13 protein-coding genes are annotated in these 15,391 nt (G+C 71.6%); 5 read left to right on the top strand and 8 right to left on the bottom strand.

Annotated elements, in window-relative coordinates; translation table 11 throughout:
• Nucleotide 1: 1 nt before the first annotated feature.
• The 3 genes from hisB to hisD are packed head-to-tail and all read right to left on the bottom strand — an operon-like array spanning nt 2 to nt 3,026.
• On the bottom strand, nt 2-595 hold the full coding sequence (gene hisB, locus AB0N90_RS09170; RefSeq protein ID WP_085564273.1) for an imidazoleglycerol-phosphate dehydratase HisB: 594 nt from the start codon (nt 593-595) through the stop codon (nt 2-4).
• Complete coding sequence (locus AB0N90_RS09165) at nt 592-1,704, bottom strand: histidinol-phosphate transaminase (RefSeq protein ID WP_361670927.1); 1,113 nt, start codon at nt 1,702-1,704, stop codon at nt 592-594. Before AB0N90_RS09165 ends, hisB begins: the two co-directional genes overlap by 4 nt.
• On the bottom strand, nt 1,701-3,026 hold the full coding sequence (gene hisD / locus AB0N90_RS09160) for a histidinol dehydrogenase (RefSeq protein ID WP_365194293.1): 1,326 nt from the start codon (nt 3,024-3,026) through the stop codon (nt 1,701-1,703). The genes AB0N90_RS09165 and hisD overlap by 4 nt, the downstream gene beginning before the upstream one ends.
• A gap of 195 nt (nt 3,027-3,221) precedes the next feature.
• On the opposite strand from hisD, the gene AB0N90_RS09155 reads away from it, so the two are divergent.
• The 4 genes from AB0N90_RS09155 (at nt 3,222) to ybaK (ending at nt 7,309) form a co-directional block, all read left to right on the top strand.
• Nucleotides 3,222-4,799 carry an oxidoreductase gene (locus AB0N90_RS09155; RefSeq protein WP_365194291.1) on the top strand — a complete coding sequence of 526 codons (1,578 nt, stop codon included), beginning with the start codon at nt 3,222-3,224 and terminating at the stop codon, nt 4,797-4,799.
• 159 nt (nt 4,800-4,958) lie between these two features.
• Nucleotides 4,959-6,044 carry a hypothetical protein gene (locus tag AB0N90_RS09150; RefSeq protein ID WP_361670935.1) on the top strand — a complete coding sequence of 362 codons (1,086 nt, stop codon included), beginning with the start codon at nt 4,959-4,961 and terminating at the stop codon, nt 6,042-6,044.
• A gap of 11 nt (nt 6,045-6,055) precedes the next feature.
• Nucleotides 6,056-6,796: an LON peptidase substrate-binding domain-containing protein gene (locus AB0N90_RS09145; RefSeq protein ID WP_361670938.1), complete on the top strand. Its 741-nt coding sequence runs from the start codon at nt 6,056-6,058 to the stop codon at nt 6,794-6,796.
• Nucleotides 6,797-6,808: 12 nt separating this feature from the next.
• Nucleotides 6,809-7,309 carry a Cys-tRNA(Pro) deacylase gene (ybaK, locus tag AB0N90_RS09140; RefSeq protein WP_365194288.1) on the top strand — a complete coding sequence of 167 codons (501 nt, stop codon included), beginning with the start codon at nt 6,809-6,811 and terminating at the stop codon, nt 7,307-7,309.
• Between the two features lie 51 nt (nt 7,310-7,360).
• Here ybaK and AB0N90_RS09135 read toward each other — a convergent pair whose 3' ends face one another.
• The 4 genes from AB0N90_RS09135 to AB0N90_RS09120 all read right to left on the bottom strand — a co-directional run bounded on the left by AB0N90_RS09135 (nt 7,361) and on the right by AB0N90_RS09120 (nt 11,338).
• A complete protein-coding gene (locus tag AB0N90_RS09135) occupies nt 7,361-8,026 on the bottom strand; it encodes an AAA family ATPase (protein WP_365194286.1) in 666 nt (221 codons plus the stop codon).
• Between the two features lie 34 nt (nt 8,027-8,060).
• The gene (locus tag AB0N90_RS09130) at nt 8,061-8,882 is read right to left on the bottom strand and encodes an ABC transporter permease (RefSeq protein WP_365194284.1); all 822 of its coding nucleotides are present in this window, start codon (nt 8,880-8,882) and stop codon (nt 8,061-8,063) included.
• A 106-nt stretch (nt 8,883-8,988) separates the two neighbouring features.
• A complete protein-coding gene (locus AB0N90_RS09125) occupies nt 8,989-10,002 on the bottom strand; it encodes an ABC transporter ATP-binding protein (protein ID WP_361670950.1) in 1,014 nt (337 codons plus the stop codon).
• Between the two features lie 115 nt (nt 10,003-10,117).
• Nucleotides 10,118-11,338 (bottom strand): NYN domain-containing protein, encoded by a 1,221-nt coding sequence (locus AB0N90_RS09120; protein ID WP_361670953.1) that lies wholly within the window; start codon nt 11,336-11,338, stop codon nt 10,118-10,120.
• Between the two features lie 225 nt (nt 11,339-11,563).
• Here AB0N90_RS09120 and AB0N90_RS09115 point away from each other — a divergent pair, with 225 nt between their 5' ends.
• On the top strand, nt 11,564-11,746 hold the full coding sequence (locus AB0N90_RS09115) for a hypothetical protein (RefSeq protein ID WP_136102645.1): 183 nt from the start codon (nt 11,564-11,566) through the stop codon (nt 11,744-11,746).
• Between the two features lie 90 nt (nt 11,747-11,836).
• Here AB0N90_RS09115 and dnaE read toward each other — a convergent pair whose 3' ends face one another.
• Nucleotides 11,837-15,376, bottom strand: coding sequence for a DNA polymerase III subunit alpha (gene dnaE / locus AB0N90_RS09110; RefSeq protein WP_361670956.1), 3,540 nt, complete (start codon nt 15,374-15,376; stop codon nt 11,837-11,839).
• Between the last annotated feature and the right edge of the window lie 15 nt (nt 15,377-15,391).

Genomic DNA, 15,391 nt, shown 5'->3' with positions numbered 1-15,391 from the left:
GTTACAGCGCGCCCTTCGTCGACGGGAGGATGCCGGCCGCGCGCGGGTCGCGCTCGGAGGCATAACGCAGCGCCCTGGCGAGCGCCTTGAACTGGCACTCCACGATGTGGTGGGCGTTACGTCCGTACGGTACGTGAACGTGCAACGCGATCTGCGCCTGGGCCACGAAGGACTCCAGGATGTGCCGGGTCATCGTGGTGTCGTACTCGCCGATCATCGGTGCCATGCGCTCGGGCTCGGTGTGCACGAGGTAGGGGCGGCCGGACAGGTCGACGGTGACCTGGGCGAGGGACTCGTCCAGCGGGACCGTGCAGTTGCCGAAGCGGTAGATGCCCACCTTGTCGCCGAGCGCCTGCTTGAAGGCGGCGCCGAGCGCGAGGGCGGTGTCCTCGATGGTGTGGTGGGAGTCGATGTGCAGATCGCCGTCGGTCTTCACGGTCAGATCGAACAGACCGTGCCGCCCGAGCTGGTCGAGCATGTGGTCGTAGAAGCCGACGCCGGTGGCGATGTCGGTCCGCCCGGTGCCGTCGAGGTCTATCTCGACCAGGACCGAGGTCTCCTTGGTGGTGCGCTCGACGCGCCCTACGCGGCTCATGCCTCAAGCTCCTTCTTGACTTCACGTACGGCGTCGAGGAACGCGTCGTTCTCCGCGGGGGTGCCGGCCGAGACCCGCAGCCATCCCGGTACGCCGTTGTCCCGGACCAGGACGCCCCGGTCGAGGATCTTCCGCCAGACCCCGTGCGCGTCGGCGAACCGGCCGAACTGCACGAAGTTGGCGTCGGACTCGACGACGTCGTAGCCGATCGCGCGCAACTCGGCGACCAGCCGGTCCCGCTCGGACTTCAGCTGCTCGACATAGCCGAGCAGGGTGTCGGTGTGCTCCAGGGCGGCCAGCGCGGTCGCCTGGGTGATCGCCGACAGGTGGTACGGCAGCCGGACCAGCTGTACGGCGTCCACCACGGCCGGGTCGGCCGCGAGATAGCCGAGGCGCAGGCCCGCCGCGCCGAACGCCTTGGACATGGTGCGCGAGATCACCAGGTGCGGGCGGCCTTCGAGCAGCGGCAGCAGCGAGGCGCCGTGGCTGAACTCGACGTACGCCTCGTCCACGACCACCATCGACGGCTTGGCCGCCTGCGCCGCGTCGTACAGCGCGCGGACCGTCTCGGGCGGAACCGCGTTGCCCGTGGGGTTGTTGGGGGTGGTGAGGAAGACGACGTCCGGCCGGTGCTCGGCGATGGCGCGCGCGGCGGCGGCCGGGTCGATGGTGAAGTCCTCACCCCGCGGACCGGAGATCCAGCCGGTGCCGGTGCCGCGGGCGATGAGCGCGTGCATCGAGTACGACGGCTCGAAGCCGATCGCGCTGCGGCCGGGACCGCCGAAGGTCTGGAGCAGCTGCTGGATGACCTCGTTGGAGCCGTTGGCCGCCCAGACGTTCTCCGGGGCGAGCGGGAACCCGCCGGTGTCGCTCAGGTACTTGGCCAGCTCGGTGCGCAGCTGGACCGCGTCCCGGTCGGGGTAGCGGTTCAGATCGCGGGCGGCCTCCCGGACCCGCTCCGCGATCCGCTCGACCAGCGGCTCGGGCAGCGGATACGGGTTCTCGTTGGTGTTCAGCCGGACCGGAACGTCCAACTGGGGCGCGCCGTAAGGGGACTTGCCGCGCAGCTCGTCCCGGATGGGGAGGTCGTCGATCCTTACGTCGCTCACTTGCTCTCCGGTACCTTCCAGCCGAACCTCGCCTTGACCGCCGCGCCGTGCGCCGGCAGGTCCTCCGCCTCCGCCAGCGTGACCACGTGATGCGCGACCTCGGCCAGCGCGTCCTCGGTGTAGTCGACGATGTGGATGCCGCGCAGGAAGGACTGCACGGACAGGCCCGAGGAGTGGCAGGCACAGCCGCCGGTGGGCAGGACGTGGTTGGATCCGGCCGCGTAGTCGCCGAGGGAGACGGGGGCCCAGGGGCCGATGAAGATCGCGCCCGCGTTGCGCACCCGGTCGGCCACGGCGGCGGCGTCGGCGGTCTGGATCTCCAGGTGCTCGGCGCCGTACGCGTCGACCACCTTCAGGCCCTCCTCGACGCCGTCCACCAGGACGATCGCGGACTGCCTGCCCGCGAGGGCCGGGCGGATCCGGTCCTCGACATGCTTGGTGGCGGCGACCTGCGGCTCCAGCTCCTTCTCTACCGCGTCCGCGAGGTCCGGGGAGTCGGTGACGAGGACGGCGGCCGCCAGCGGGTCGTGCTCGGCCTGGCTGATCAGGTCGGCGGCCACGTGCGCCGGGTCGGCGGTGTCGTCGGCGAGGACCGCGATCTCGGTGGGTCCGGCCTCGGTGTCGATGCCGATCCGGCCGGTGAAGTAGCGCTTGGCGGCGGCCACCCAGATGTTGCCGGGCCCGGTGACCATGTTCGCGGGCGGGCAGGACTCGGTGCCGTAGGCGAACATCGCGACGGCGGTGGCGCCGCCGGCCGCGTACACCTCGTCCACGCCGAGCAGCGCGCAGGCGGCCAGGATCGTCGGATGCGGCAGACCGCCGAACTCGGCCTGCGGCGGGGAGGCGAGCGCGATGGACTCGACGCCCGCCTCCTGGGCCGGGACCGCGTTCATGATCACGGAGGAGGGGTAGACCGAGCGGCCGCCCGGCGCGTACAGCCCGACGCGCTCGACCGGAACCCATTTCTCGGTCACGGAGCCGCCGGGGACGACCTGGGTGGTGTGGGCGGTGCGGCGCTGCGCGCGGTGCACGAGGCGGGCGCGCCGGATGGACTCCTCCAGGGCGGCGCGGACGTCCGCGTCGAGGCCGGCCAGCGCGTCGGCGAGCGCCCGGGCCGGGACACGGACGGATTCCAGCCGTACTCCGTCGAACTTCTCCGCGAAGTCGATCAGCGCCGCGTCGCCACGATGATGCACGTCCTCGCAGATCGGACGCACCTTCTCCAGGGCGGCCTGAACGTCGAAGTCGGCTCGGGGCAGCAGGTCACGCAGGGCGGGTCCCTCGGGGAGGGCGTCGCCGCGCAGATCGATTCGGGAAATCACAGTCCCAATTCTCTCAGACCGCCGTCCGTAGTCGTCCGCACGTATCAATGGCTGATACAGGCCGTGGACCAATACCTGGTACAGACGCTGGCCGGAACTCGGAAGATCCCCTTCACCCCGGGTGTTCCGCGCGTCACTCAGCGGGCATCAACGGCTGGACGAACCACCCGAACAGCGGAGAAAGAAGGAACAGCGGTGACCGAGGGGACCGGCTTCGTCGCCGGGGACCTGCCGGACGACCTGACCGCGGCCGAGGCGGGCATGTGGCAGGCCTTCCGCAACGGCAGTGTGTACGACCTGGGCAGTGGCGATTCCGTCGTGGACGATCCGCACGGCGGGCATCCCTGGGGGCCCGAGCGGTCCGTGCGAGCGCGCATCATCGCCTGGCTGCTGCTGGACGGACCGCCCGCGCTCGCCGGGCGGGTGTCCGCGCTGAAGCTCGCCGGGGTGCGCGTCACGGGCGCCCTGGACCTGGCGGGCGGGACCGTGCGGCCGTACGTCGAGCTGCGCGACTGCCGCTTCGACGAACAGGTGCTGGTGCCGGAGGCGCGGTTCAGCACGCTGCGCCTGGTGAACTGCTCGGTGCCGCGCCTGGAGGCGGCCCGGGTGCACACCGAGGGCGATCTGCATCTGCCGCGCTGCCGCTTCCAGAACGGGGTCCGGCTGACCGACGCGCACATCGGCACCGATCTTTTGCTCAACCAGGCGATCGTGTACCGGGACCGCAGCGGGCGCTCGATCTCCGCGGACGGCCTCAATGTCGGCCAGGATCTCCAGGCGGAGCTGCTGGAGTCGCACGGCGAGCTGCGGCTGCGCGGCGCCCAGATCGGGGTGTCGCTGAGCCTGCGCGGCGCGCGCCTGTCCAACCCGTACTCCCGGCTGGCCCTGAACGCGCCCCAGCTCAGCGTGGAGCGCACCCTGTACCTGACCCCCGCCGGAGTGGGGAACCCGCTGCTCAGCGGGACCACGCCGGCGCGCGGCACCCGGATCCAGCGGTTCGAGTGCCAGGGCGGGCTGCGGCTGGACGACGGGCGGTTCGGGGACGCGGTGGACCTGGAGCGGGCCCGGTTCACCCTCACCGACGACCAGGAGCTGTCGCTGCGCCGGGTGCACGCGCCCGAGCTGCGCTTCCTCGGGGACGGCCCGGGGCGCGGCAAGGTGGTGCTGTCGGGGGCGCAGACCATGAACCTGGTGGACCGCGCGGGCGCCTGGCCGGGCGCCGGGCGGCTGCACATGGGCGGCTTCGCCTACGAGAACCTGGTGCCGCAGGGCCCGTTCCCGCTGGCCCGGCGCCTGGACTGGATCGCCGCGGCCACCGCCGAGTACGCCCCCGAGCCGTACGAACGCCTGGCCTCGGTGCTGCGCGAGGCCGGGGAGGACGAGGACGCCCGGGAGGTGCTGCTCGCCAAGCAGCGCAGGCGCCGGGAGACACTGCCGCTGGCGGGCAAGCTGTGGGGCTACGTCCAGGATCTGACGGTCGCGTACGGCTACCGGCCCGGCCGCGCCGCGGTGTGGATGGCGGTGCTCTGGGCGGCTGGCACCCTCGCCTTCTCGCATGCCGCGCATCCCCCGACCAACCATGACGAGCACCCCTACTGGAGCCCGGCCCTGTTCACGCTGGACCTGCTGCTGCCGGTGATCGACCTCGGCCAGGTAGGCGAGTGGCAGTTGCGCGGCCCCTGGGTGTGGCTGTCGGCCGCGATGATCATGCTGGGCTGGATCCTGGCGACGACGGTGGCGGCGGGGGCGACCCGGCTGCTGCGGCGGGGCTGATGTGCGGTCATGTGCGGTCATGTGCGTCAAGACCGCCCTTGACCCCACGCGTCGTACAAAAGTCGAACAGTCGCCCTTTACCGGTCCTTGACCCTTGGCCGTACAACCTTCCACGACTTCCCTCAAGACCCTGGCGCAGCCCCGACCAGCGGACTTTCAATGGTCCGCACCATGGTTCCGCTGCCCGCGTTCATCCGCCGCTCCTGGATGTCCCGACGTTCCGCGCGCCCGCCCGGAGGGATTCCTTCCGGGGACGAGGCCGTGCTCGACGCGCCCGACGACCGGCTCTCGCCCGCGCTGGTCGCCGCCGGGCGGGGCGAGTACCGGGCCGCGGCCGAGCTGCTGGCCGGCACCCGGGCCGCGGCCGAGTGGGAGAACCACGACCGGTACGCGCGGCGGCTGGCCGCGTTCGCCCGGCTGCGCTCCGAGTGGTTCGAGGACTGGCGGGCGGCCGAGCCGGACGACCCCGGCGCCCTGCTGGTCGCGGCCCAGCTGGCGGTGGACCGGGTGTGGTCCTCGCCGGCCCGCGCCGAACTGCTGCGCGAGGTCAGCCCCCTGATCACGGCCGCCGCGCGGGCCGACGACCGGGACCCGGTGCCCTGGCGGATCGCGCTGGACCACGCGCGCGGCTCACGGGCCGGGCACCGCTACTTCGAGGAGCTGTGGGAGGCGGCGCTGCGCCGCGCCCCGCACCACTACGGCTGCCATGTGGCCGCCCTGCGCTATCTGGGCGCGTTCTGCTGCGTCCGCTTCGGGGACACCCCGCATGTGCCGAGCGCCGCGCACCGCGCGTGCTTCGACTTCGCCGAGCTGGCCGCGCAGGACGCGCCGGCGGACTCGCTGGTGCAGGTGCTGCCCGCGTGGGCCGCCTACGGCTATCTGACCGAGGGCGGCGGGCCCGGGGTGCCGCGGCAGCGGCTGGACTCTGCGGCCGACCGCGCGATAGCCCTGTCGGCGCGGTTCGCGGCGGCCGATCCCTGGCCCGCCGGGGTGCGCAACAAGCTGCTCTACGTGCTGCTGCGCCTGGACCGCCCCGAGGACGCCCGCGCGCTGGTGCGGCTGATCGGCCCCTATGTGACCTCCTGCCCCTGGGACCGGTTCTCGGACGACCCGCTCGGCCACTTCCTGAGGCTGCGCGAGCACCTGCTGTCGGGAGGCGGGGCACCGGTTCCGGCCGGGCTGCTGCCGGTGCCCGAGGACCTTCTGCCCGGGCACCGCGGACACGCCCGCGCCGCCGACCATTAGGCTGGGGCGCCGTGACCACCGTCCGTCTGCCGCTCTTCCCGCTGAACACAGTCCTCTTCCCCGGACTCGTGCTGCCGCTGAACGTCTTCGAGGAGCGTTATCGCGCCATGATGCGTGAGCTGCTGAAGACCCCCGAGGAGGAGCCTCGGCGGTTCGCCGTCGTGGCCATCCGCGACGGGTACGAGGTGGCGCCCAGCGCCCCCGGCCTGCCCGATCCCACGACGGAGCCCGAGCGGGGCCCGGCCGCGGGCTTCGGCCCGGACCCGCTCGCGTCCTTCCACCAGATGGGCTGTATCGCGGACGCGGCGACCGTCCGGGAGCGCACCGGCGGCACCTTCGAGGTGCTCGCGACCGGTACGACCCGGGTGCGGCTGCTGTCCGTGGACGCCTCGGGGCCCTATCTGACGGCCGAACTGGAGGAGCTGGCGGAGGAGCCGGGCGAGGAGGCGGGGGCGCTCGCGGAGGGCGTGCTGCGGGCCTTCCGGCAGTACCAGAAGCGGCTGGCCGGGGCACGGGAGAGGTCGCTCGCGACCAGCGCGGAGCTGCCGGACGACCCGAGCGTGGTGTCGTACCTGGTGGCGGCCGCGATGGTGCACGACACGCCGACCAAGCAGCGGCTGCTCCAGGCGCCGGACACCGCGTCCCGGCTGCGGGACGAGCTGAAGCTCCTGCGCGGCGAGACCGCCATCATCCGTCATCTGCCGTCGCTGCCCGCGTTCGAGCTGACGCGGACGCCGACCAGTCTGAACTGAGTCCACAACCTCATGGCGAAGAAGTCGAAGAAGCAGCAGTCCGGTGGCACTCCGGCGACGGTGGCGCTGGGCGCGGCGGGCGTGGAGTTCACGGTCCACGCCTACGACCACGACCCCTCCCACCCCTCCTACGGCGAGGAGGCGGCGGAGGCGATGGGCGTCTCCCCCGACCGCGTCTTCAAGACCCTGGTGGCCGACGTGGACGGCAGCCTCGTCGTCGGAATCGTCCCGGTCGCGGGCACCCTCGATCTGAAGGCCCTGGCCTCGGCGGTGGGCGGCAAGCGCGCCGCCATGGCCGATCCGACCCTGGCCGAGCGCACCACCGGCTATGTCCGCGGCGGGATCTCCCCGCTCGGCCAGCGCAAGAGGCTGCCCACCGTCCTGGACGACTCGGCCCTCGGCCACGCCACGATCTGTGTGTCGGCGGGGCGGCGGGGCCTGGAGGTGGAGCTGGCGCCCGGCGACCTGGCGGAGCTGACCGCAGCGGTGTCAGCGCCGATCGGGCGGGGCTGAGGGAAGCCCCCCCCAGGGGGCGAGGGACGCCTACTGAGGGGCGAGTGGCGCCTACTGAGGGGCGGGCGTGGGCGGCATCTCGCCCAGGTGCTCGGGCTCGGGATCGCGGGGTCCGAACAGCGCGGTCAGGCCGAGATGGACCAGCACCGCGGCGAACGGCCAGGACAGCAGCGCGGCCTTGGCACCCAGGCGCAGCGGGGCCGGGAAGGTGACTCCCTTGCCGACCTCGCGGGCATGGGCGATGACATCGGACGTGGGGCCGAGCCACACACCGAGCCGCCAGGCCAGCAGCGAGCCGAGCAGGCCGCCGAGCGCCAGGCCGACGACCAGCGGTACGCCGCCGCGCCTGCGCCACAGGAACGCCGCGAGCCCGCTCACCGCGCCGAACGCGAGCGCCAGCAGGGTGAACGTGCCGTCCACGCCGACCGCCTGCTCCCCCTCGGTGTCCTTGAGATAGACCACCCAGCTGTTGCCCGACTGGTCGCCGACCAGCGGCACATGGGGCGCCAGCCGCCACCACAGCAGCCCGAGCAGCGCCCCGCACACCGTCACCAGCACGGTGATCACGGCGGCCTCGCGCGCTTCGGTCTTCATCCCGGGGCCGTCCTCTTCGTAGGCGCCCGCCATCGGCGCCCCGGCGGGCGGCGCCTGCCGGACCTGGTGCGCGTTCGCGGAGTGGTCGTGCGGGGGCGGGGGCGGATTCAGCGGTGCGGTCACCCTGCCATCGTGCCAGGTCGGCCTGTGCGCCGCGTCACCGGACGGCGGCCCTGCGGTACGCCCACGCGGCCACGGCCAGCGAGATCACTCCGACCCCCGCGCACACCCCCAGGTCAGCGAGGACGACGGCCCAGTCCGGGTGGGTGTCGAAGGTGCGGGCGTACGCCTCCACACCGTAGGTGGAGGGCAGCAGGTCCCGCGCCAGCCGGACGAGTTCCGGCATCCGGTCGGGCGGCAGCACCCCGAGCAGCAGCGCCGCCGACATGCCCAGCTGGCCGAGCAGCGTGGCCAGCTCGGGGCGGGGCGCCAGCAGGCCGAGCGCCGCGCCGAGTCCGGACAGCGCGGCCCCGGCGAGCGGCACGACGGCCAGCAGCACCCACAGGTTGGCGAGCGGCAGCCCGAAGAGCACACAGCCGAAGACGGCGGTCACCAGTGTCCCGGGCAGCGTGAAGGAGGCGTACGCCGCCGCCGTGCCCAGCACCACCGCGGCCGGCGGCACCGGCAGCGTGGCGTAGTGGTCGAGCCCGCCGCCGGCCCGCAGCTGCCCGAAGTACTGGGCCAGCAGATTCAGCGCGACGAACGCGACGACCAGTACGGCCGAGCCGGCCACCACGGACCGCGCCTCGAAGCCGTTGTCGACGACGCCGCGCATCATCACGGTGATGCCGATGGACTGGAAGGTCGCCACGAACAGCAGCGGGATCCGCGCCACCCGGGCCCGGGACAGCTGCGCCCGGTACACGGCCGCCAGCGACGGCCACAGCCGCGCCGCGGGGGCGAGCTCGGCCACGACCGGCCCCGCCTCCGGCACGTCCCGGGCTGCGTCCGGCAGAACCTGCACGGGTACGACACTCACGACGAGCTGCTCCTCTTCCCTGCGGCGGTCGTACCGATCTTCCCTGCGGCAGCCGTACCGACCGTGCCGCGTACGGCGGCCCGTGTGCTCATGCCTTCACCGGCCGTCATGCCTTCACCAACCCCTGCCGGGCGGCGCCGCCGAGGGCCAGGTAGACGTCCTCCAGGCTGGGCGTGGCCAGGGTGAAGTCGTCCAGGGCGGCGAAGGCGGCGCCGCCGGTCACCGTGGCGACGGCGGCGCGGGCCTCCTCGGGCGCGAGCCGCAGCGTCCAGCGCCGGCCGGCCTCCACCGCGCGCTCGCGCAGCACGGCGACCTCGGGCACGTCCAGCGGGGCCCGCTCCCGCCACACCAGTTCCACCCGGACCTCGCCCGCGACCCGTTCCTTCAGCCCGGCGGGGGTGTCGCAGGCGATGACCCGGCCGCGGTCGAGCACGGCGACCCGGTCGAGCACGGTCTCGGCCTCGATGACGTTGTGGGTGACGAGGAGGACGGTCGTACCGTGCTCGGCGCGCCGCCGGTCCACGGCGGACCAGACCGCCCGCCGGGCCACCGGGTCCATGCCGGTGGTCGGCTCGTCCAGGACCAGCAGCGGGCGCTCGCCGACGAGGACGGCGGCGAAGGTGGCGAGCCGGCGCTGGCCGCCGGACAGCTTCTTCAGCGGCCGCCCGGCGATCGGGGTGAGCCCCAGCTCCTCCAGTACGGCGTCCCGCTCGGCCCGCGCCCGCGCCGCGTCCAGGCCGCGCAGGCGGCCGGTGGTCTCGGCGGCGAGGGAGACGGTCAGCTCGTCCAGGGCGGTGGACTCCTGGCCGAGGTAGGCGAGGAGGCGGGCGGCCCGCTCGGGGTGGCGCACGATGTCGTGGCCGAGGATCTCGACGCTGCCCCGGTCGGGGCGCAGCAGCCCGGTGAGCTGTCGTACGAGGGTGGACTTGCCGGCGCCGTTGGGACCGAGCAGCCCGAAGATCTCCCCGCGCCGTACCGTGAGCTCCAGGGCGTCGGTGGCCCGCACCTCGGGGGTGCCCGGTGCGCCGCGGCGGCCCTTGACGGCCGGATAGGTCTTGGCGAGCCCGCGTACGCGGACGACCTCGTCCTGCCGAAGTGCCTGCCCCACGCGCGTACTCACAAGGGAAGAGGGTACGGGGTCGGGGCCTTTACCCGTCCTTGGGGCCACCCGAACCTCTGCCGCCCCGAAGATCCACCCCACCCTCCCCCGGGGCGCTCGCCGGTCCGCCGTCGGCTCACTCCGCCGCGTTCGCGTGCTCCGCGGCGGCCGGGATGTCGAACTCTCGCCAGAAGCCTGCCCGGATGGCGTAGCGGTCGTGTTCGTCGATCTGGTCGTCCTTGTGCGCGAGCAGCCCGAAGCGGGCGGCGTAGCGCAGCAGCTCCCCGTCGATGCGGTGCGGGATGCGCGGGTACATCTGGGACAGCCGCTGGAGATGGCTCTGGTCGCCGAGCCGGGACATCCAGCGGCGGGCGAAGACCTGCCCCACCTCGTACGGATCGCCGCCGACGGTGGTGATGTCCTCCTCGCGGTCCGCCCAGCGCTGCTCGGCCGTGGTGAGCTGGGCGAGCGTCGGCATGGCGGCGGCCTCGGCCGGTTCGGCCACCGCGCCGGGCCGGTCCACCCAGCCCTTGTCGGAGGACCAGCGCAGGGTCGCGGTGGTCGGCTGCTGGGCGGGCTGGACGGCGCCGGGGGCGCGCAGCGCGGCGAGGTCCTTGGGGGTGGGGACGCCCTTGGGCGCGGCCACCCGCTCCTGGCCGCCGTTCTCCGCGGCGCCGGCCGGCGGGTGCGGCTCCTGCTCGGCGGTGCGCTCGGCGGCCGCGGCGAGCGCGGACTCGGGCAGCGGGGCGGAGAGGATCGCGGCGATCTCGGGGCGGGGCACCGGCTGCGGGGCGCACACCCCGGTCAGTTCCTTGGCGCGGACGGCCTGGGTGATCCAGGCCCGGTCCAGGACGCGCCGCTCGTCGGCCTCGGCGACCAGGTCCTCGGACTGGTTGTAGTCGCCGTCGGCGGCCTGCACGGCCCACAGGTGTACGGCGACGCCGTGCTCCTTGGCCGCCATCATGCCCGGCAGCAGATCGCCGTCCCCGGTGACGAGGACGACATCGGAGCAGGCCCGGTTGCGGGCCAGCTCGGTCAGCTCGGCGTGCATGGCGGCGTCCACGCCCTTCTGCGCCCAGCGTCCGTCGCTGCGGGTGAGGGCGCCGAGGCGGACGGTGACCCGGGGCATCACGCGCAGCCGGCGGTGCTCGGGCTGGGGAACCCGGTCGGGGGCGCCGTCGAACCAGTAGATGCGCAGCAGGGGCCGCTCGGTGTCGGACTCGGCGCGGTCGCGCAGTGCCTGGATCAGTGCGGTGTGGTCGACGGTGATCCGGGACCGCGAGGGCTCGCCCGCGAGGAGACTGGCGGCTGCGCCCAGCAGATACCCGGCGTCCACCAGGACGATGCAGCGGTCCACGCGACTCACCCTCTTCCCGGGAGGTTTTGCTTCGGACTTCCTTCGAGTCTGCCCGACCGCGCGGGGGTTAACGGCCCGAACTCGATCTTCGGCGTGGCGTTTGCGGCTGTTACTCGCCAACCTACCCTGTCACACAGGGTAATTGTCCGACATGCGATTGATGTCAGCGTATGTGAATCTGAATCCGGCCCTGGCCCCTAGATCCCCCGCAGGAGGCAGATCACCATGGCCAAGAACAAGAACCGTAAGCAGGGTGGCTCGCAGAACCGCGCCGCGCAGCACGCCGGTCAGGCTCACGAGCAGGCGCAGCACACCACGGAGGCCCAGGAGTCTCCGGTGACACACATCCAGGGCAGTTCCGGTGATACCGGGCGCGGCAAGAAGCAGAAGAGCTTCGGCCACAACTAATGGGCGGTTGACGCCTGTTGCGTAAGAAAAGAGGGGCGCACCCCTGACGGGTGCGCCCCTCTCACGCTGCCGGAAGCCGGTTCAGCCCGCTCAGCCCGCGAGACAGGACGGGCCGAGCAGCACCTTCAGGTCGCCGAAGAGCGCCGGGTCGGGCTTGACCCGGTGCCGGTCCAGGCGCAGCACCGTGGTCTTGCGCGGCCCCTGGAGCTTGATCCGCACCTCGCTGTCGCCCTTGTGGTGGCTGAGGATCTCGCCGAGGCGGCTGACCATGGGCGGGGTGACCCGGGTGGCCGGAATGGTGAGGACCACCGGCGCGTTGGCGCCCGCGTTGGAGAGGTCCGGGACCATCAGCTCCATGGCGACGAGCCGGGGCACGTCCTCGCGCTTGTCGAGGCGGCCCTTGACGAACACCACGGCGTCCTCGACCAGTTGGGTCGACACCAGCTGGTAGGTGGCCGGGAAGAACATGCACTCGATGGAGCCCGCGAGATCCTCGACGGTGGCGATCGCCCAGGCGTTGCCCTGCTTGGTCATCTTGCGCTGGAGGCCCGAGATGATGCCGCCGATGGTGACCACCGCGCCGTCCGCGTGCTCGCCGCCGGTGAGCTGGGAGATGCCCGCGTCGGCCTTGTCGGACAGCACGTGTTCGAGGCCGAACAGCGGGTGGTCGGAGACGTACAGACCGAGCATCTCCCGCTCCTGGGCGAGCAGATAGGTCTTGTCCCACTCGTCGTCGGTGAACTGCACGTCGAGGCCGAAGCCGGGCTCGTCCGCGGTGTCGTCGCCCATGCCGCCGAAGAGGTCGAACTGGCCCTCGGCCTCCTTGCGCTTGACCGCGACCACATTGTCGATCATCGGCTCGTACTGCGCGGTGAGGCCCTTGCGGGTGTGCCCCATGGTGTCGAACGCGCCGGCCTTGATCAGCGATTCGGTGGTGCGCTTGTTGCAGACGACCGCCTCGACCTTGTCGAGGTAGTCGGGGAAGGAGGCGTACTTCCCCTTGGCCTTGCGGCACTTGATGATCGACTCGACCACGTTGGTGCCCACGTTGCGCACCGCGGAGAGGCCGAAGAGGATCACGTCGTCACCCTGGGCGGCGAAGTTGGACTCCGACTCGTTGACGTTCGGCGGCAGCACCCGGATGCCCATGCGGCGGCACTCGTTGAGGTAGACCGCCGACTTGTCCTTGTCGTCCTTGACGGAGGTCAGCAGTCCGGCCATGTACTCGGCGGGGTGGTTGGCCTTGAGATAGGCGGTCCAGTACGACACCAGGCCGTACGCGGCCGAGTGCGCCTTGTTGAACGCGTAGCCGGCGAACGGGACCAGCACGTCCCACAGCGCCTGGATGGCCTCGTCGCTGTAGCCGTTCTTACGGGCACCGCCCTGGAAGATGGTGAAGTTCTTCGCCAGTTCCTCGGGCTTCTTCTTGCCCATCACGCGGCGCAGGATGTCGGCCTCGCCGAGCGAGTAGCCGGCGATGATCTGGGCGGCCTTCTGCACCTGCTCCTGGTAGACGATCAGGCCGTAGGTGACGTCCAGGACCTCCTTGAGCGGCTCCTCCAGCTCGGGGTGGATCGGCGTGATCTCCTGCTGCCCGTTCTTGCGCAGGGCGTAGTTCGTGTGGGAGTTCATGCCCATCGGGCCCGGCCGGTACAGGGCCGACACGGCGGAGATGTCTTCAAAGTTGTCGGGCTTCATCAGGCGCAGCAGCGAGCGCATGGGGCCGCCGTCGAACTGGAAGACGCCGAGGGTGTCGCCACGCTGGAGCAGTTCGAAGGTCGTCGGGTCGTCCAGCGGCAGGGACAGCAGGTCGATGTCGAGGCCCTTGTTGGCCTTCACCATCTTGACCGCGTCGTCCATGATCGTGAGGTTGCGCAGGCCCAGGAAGTCCATCTTCAGCAGGCCGAGCGACTCACAGCTCGGGTAGTCCCACTGTGTGATGGTCACGCCGTCGGTGTGCCGGACCCAGACCGGGACGTGGTCGGTGATGGTCTCGCTGGACATGATCACGCCGGCCGCGTGCACACCCATCTGCCGGACCAGGCCCTCCACGCCGCGCGCGGTGTCGATGACCTTCTTCACGTCCGGTTCGTTCTCGTACATCCCCCGGACCTCGCCCGCCTCCGAGTAGCGCGGGTGCTGCGGGTCGGTGATGCCGGACAGCGGGATGCCCTTGCCGAGGACGTCGGCGGGCATGGCCTTGGTGATGCGGTCGCCCATCGCGTACGGGTAGCCCAGCACCCGCGCCGAGTCCTTGATCGCGTTCTTGGCCTTGATGGTGCCGTAGGTGCCGATCATGGCGACCTTGTCGGCGCCGTACTTCTCGGTGACGTACCGGATCACCTCGACGCGCCGGCGCTCGTCGAAGTCGATGTCGACATCGGGCATCGAGATGCGCTCGGGGTTGAGGAACCGCTCGAAGATCAGGCCGTGCGGGATCGGGTCGAGGTCGGTGATGCCCATGGCGTAGGCGACGATCGAACCGGCCGCGGAGCCTCGGCCGGGGCCGACCGCGATGCCGTTGTTCTTGGCCCACATGATGAAGTCGGCGACCACGAGGAAGTAGCCGGGGAAGCCCATCGAGATGATGACGTCCATCTCGTAGTCGGCCTGCTTCTGGCGGTCCTCGGGGATGCCGCCGGGGAAGCGGCGCTGCATGCCCCGGCTGACCTCCTCCTTGAACCAGGTGACCTCGGTGTAGCCCTCGGGGATGTCGAACTTCGGCATCAGGTCGCGCTTCTCGAACATGCCGGTGGTGTCGACCATCTCGGCCACCAGGAGCGTGTTGGCGCAGCCCTCCTGCCAGGCGTCCGAGGAGTCGATGGCGTACATCTCGTCCGTGGACTTCAGGTAGTAGCCGGTGCCGTCGAACTTGAAGCGGCCCGGCTCGGAGAGGTTCTTGCCGGTCTGGATGCACAGCAGCGCGTCATGGGCGGTCGCCTCATGGGCGTACGTGTAGTGCGAGTCGTTGGTGACCAGCGGGGGGATGCCGAGCTTCTTGCCGATCTCCAGGAGGCCGTCGCGGACCCGGTGCTCGATCTCGATGCCGTGGTCCATCAGCTCCAGGAAGTACTTGTCCTTGCCGAAGATGTCCTGGTACTCGCTGGCGGCCTTGAGGGCCTCGTCGAACTGGCCGAGGCGCAGCCGGGTCTGGAGCTCGCCGGAGGGGCAGCCGGTGGAGGCGACGATGCCCTCGGACCACTGGGAGATGGTCTCCTTGTCCATCCGGGGCCACTTCTGGAGCCAGCCCTCGGCGTACGCGTCGGAGGACAGCCGGAAGAGGTTGTGCAGACCGGTCCGGTTCACCGCCCACATCGTCTTGTGGGTGTAACCACCGGAACCGGAGACGTCGTCGCGCTTCTGGTGCGGCTGGCCCCACTGGATCTTGCGCTTGTTGCGCCGGGACTCGGGGGCCACATAGGCCTCGATCCCGATGATCGGGGTGACCCCGGACTTCTGGGCGGTGTGGAAGAAGTCGTACGCCCCGTGGAGGTTGCCGTGGTCGGACATGGCGATGTGCGTCATGCCCATTTCATTGCAGGCATTGAACATGTCCTTCAGCCGCGCGGCACCGTCCAGCAGCGAGTACTGGGTGTGGACGTGCAGGTGCGTGAACGGCGGCTTTGACACGGTTTGACCTCCAAC

The sequence above is a fragment of the Streptomyces sp. NPDC093018 genome (assembly GCF_040684035.1).
Taxonomy (GTDB): Bacteria; Actinomycetota; Actinomycetes; order Streptomycetales; family Streptomycetaceae; genus Streptomyces; species Streptomyces murinus.
This window is presented reverse-complemented; position numbering and strand designations above follow the sequence as displayed.

What these genes read in the sequence shown, in the direction of transcription:
- AB0N90_RS09150 (WP_361670935.1), top strand. Translation starts at nt 4,959, where the DNA reads ATGGTCCGCACCATGGTTCCGCTGCCCGCGTTCATCCGCCGCTCCTGG.
- hisB (WP_085564273.1), bottom strand. Translation starts at nt 595, where the DNA reads ATGAGCCGCGTAGGGCGCGTCGAGCGCACCACCAAGGAGACCTCGGTC.
- ybaK (WP_365194288.1), top strand. Translation starts at nt 6,809, where the DNA reads ATGGCGAAGAAGTCGAAGAAGCAGCAGTCCGGTGGCACTCCGGCGACG.
- AB0N90_RS09115 (WP_136102645.1), top strand. Translation starts at nt 11,564, where the DNA reads ATGGCCAAGAACAAGAACCGTAAGCAGGGTGGCTCGCAGAACCGCGCC.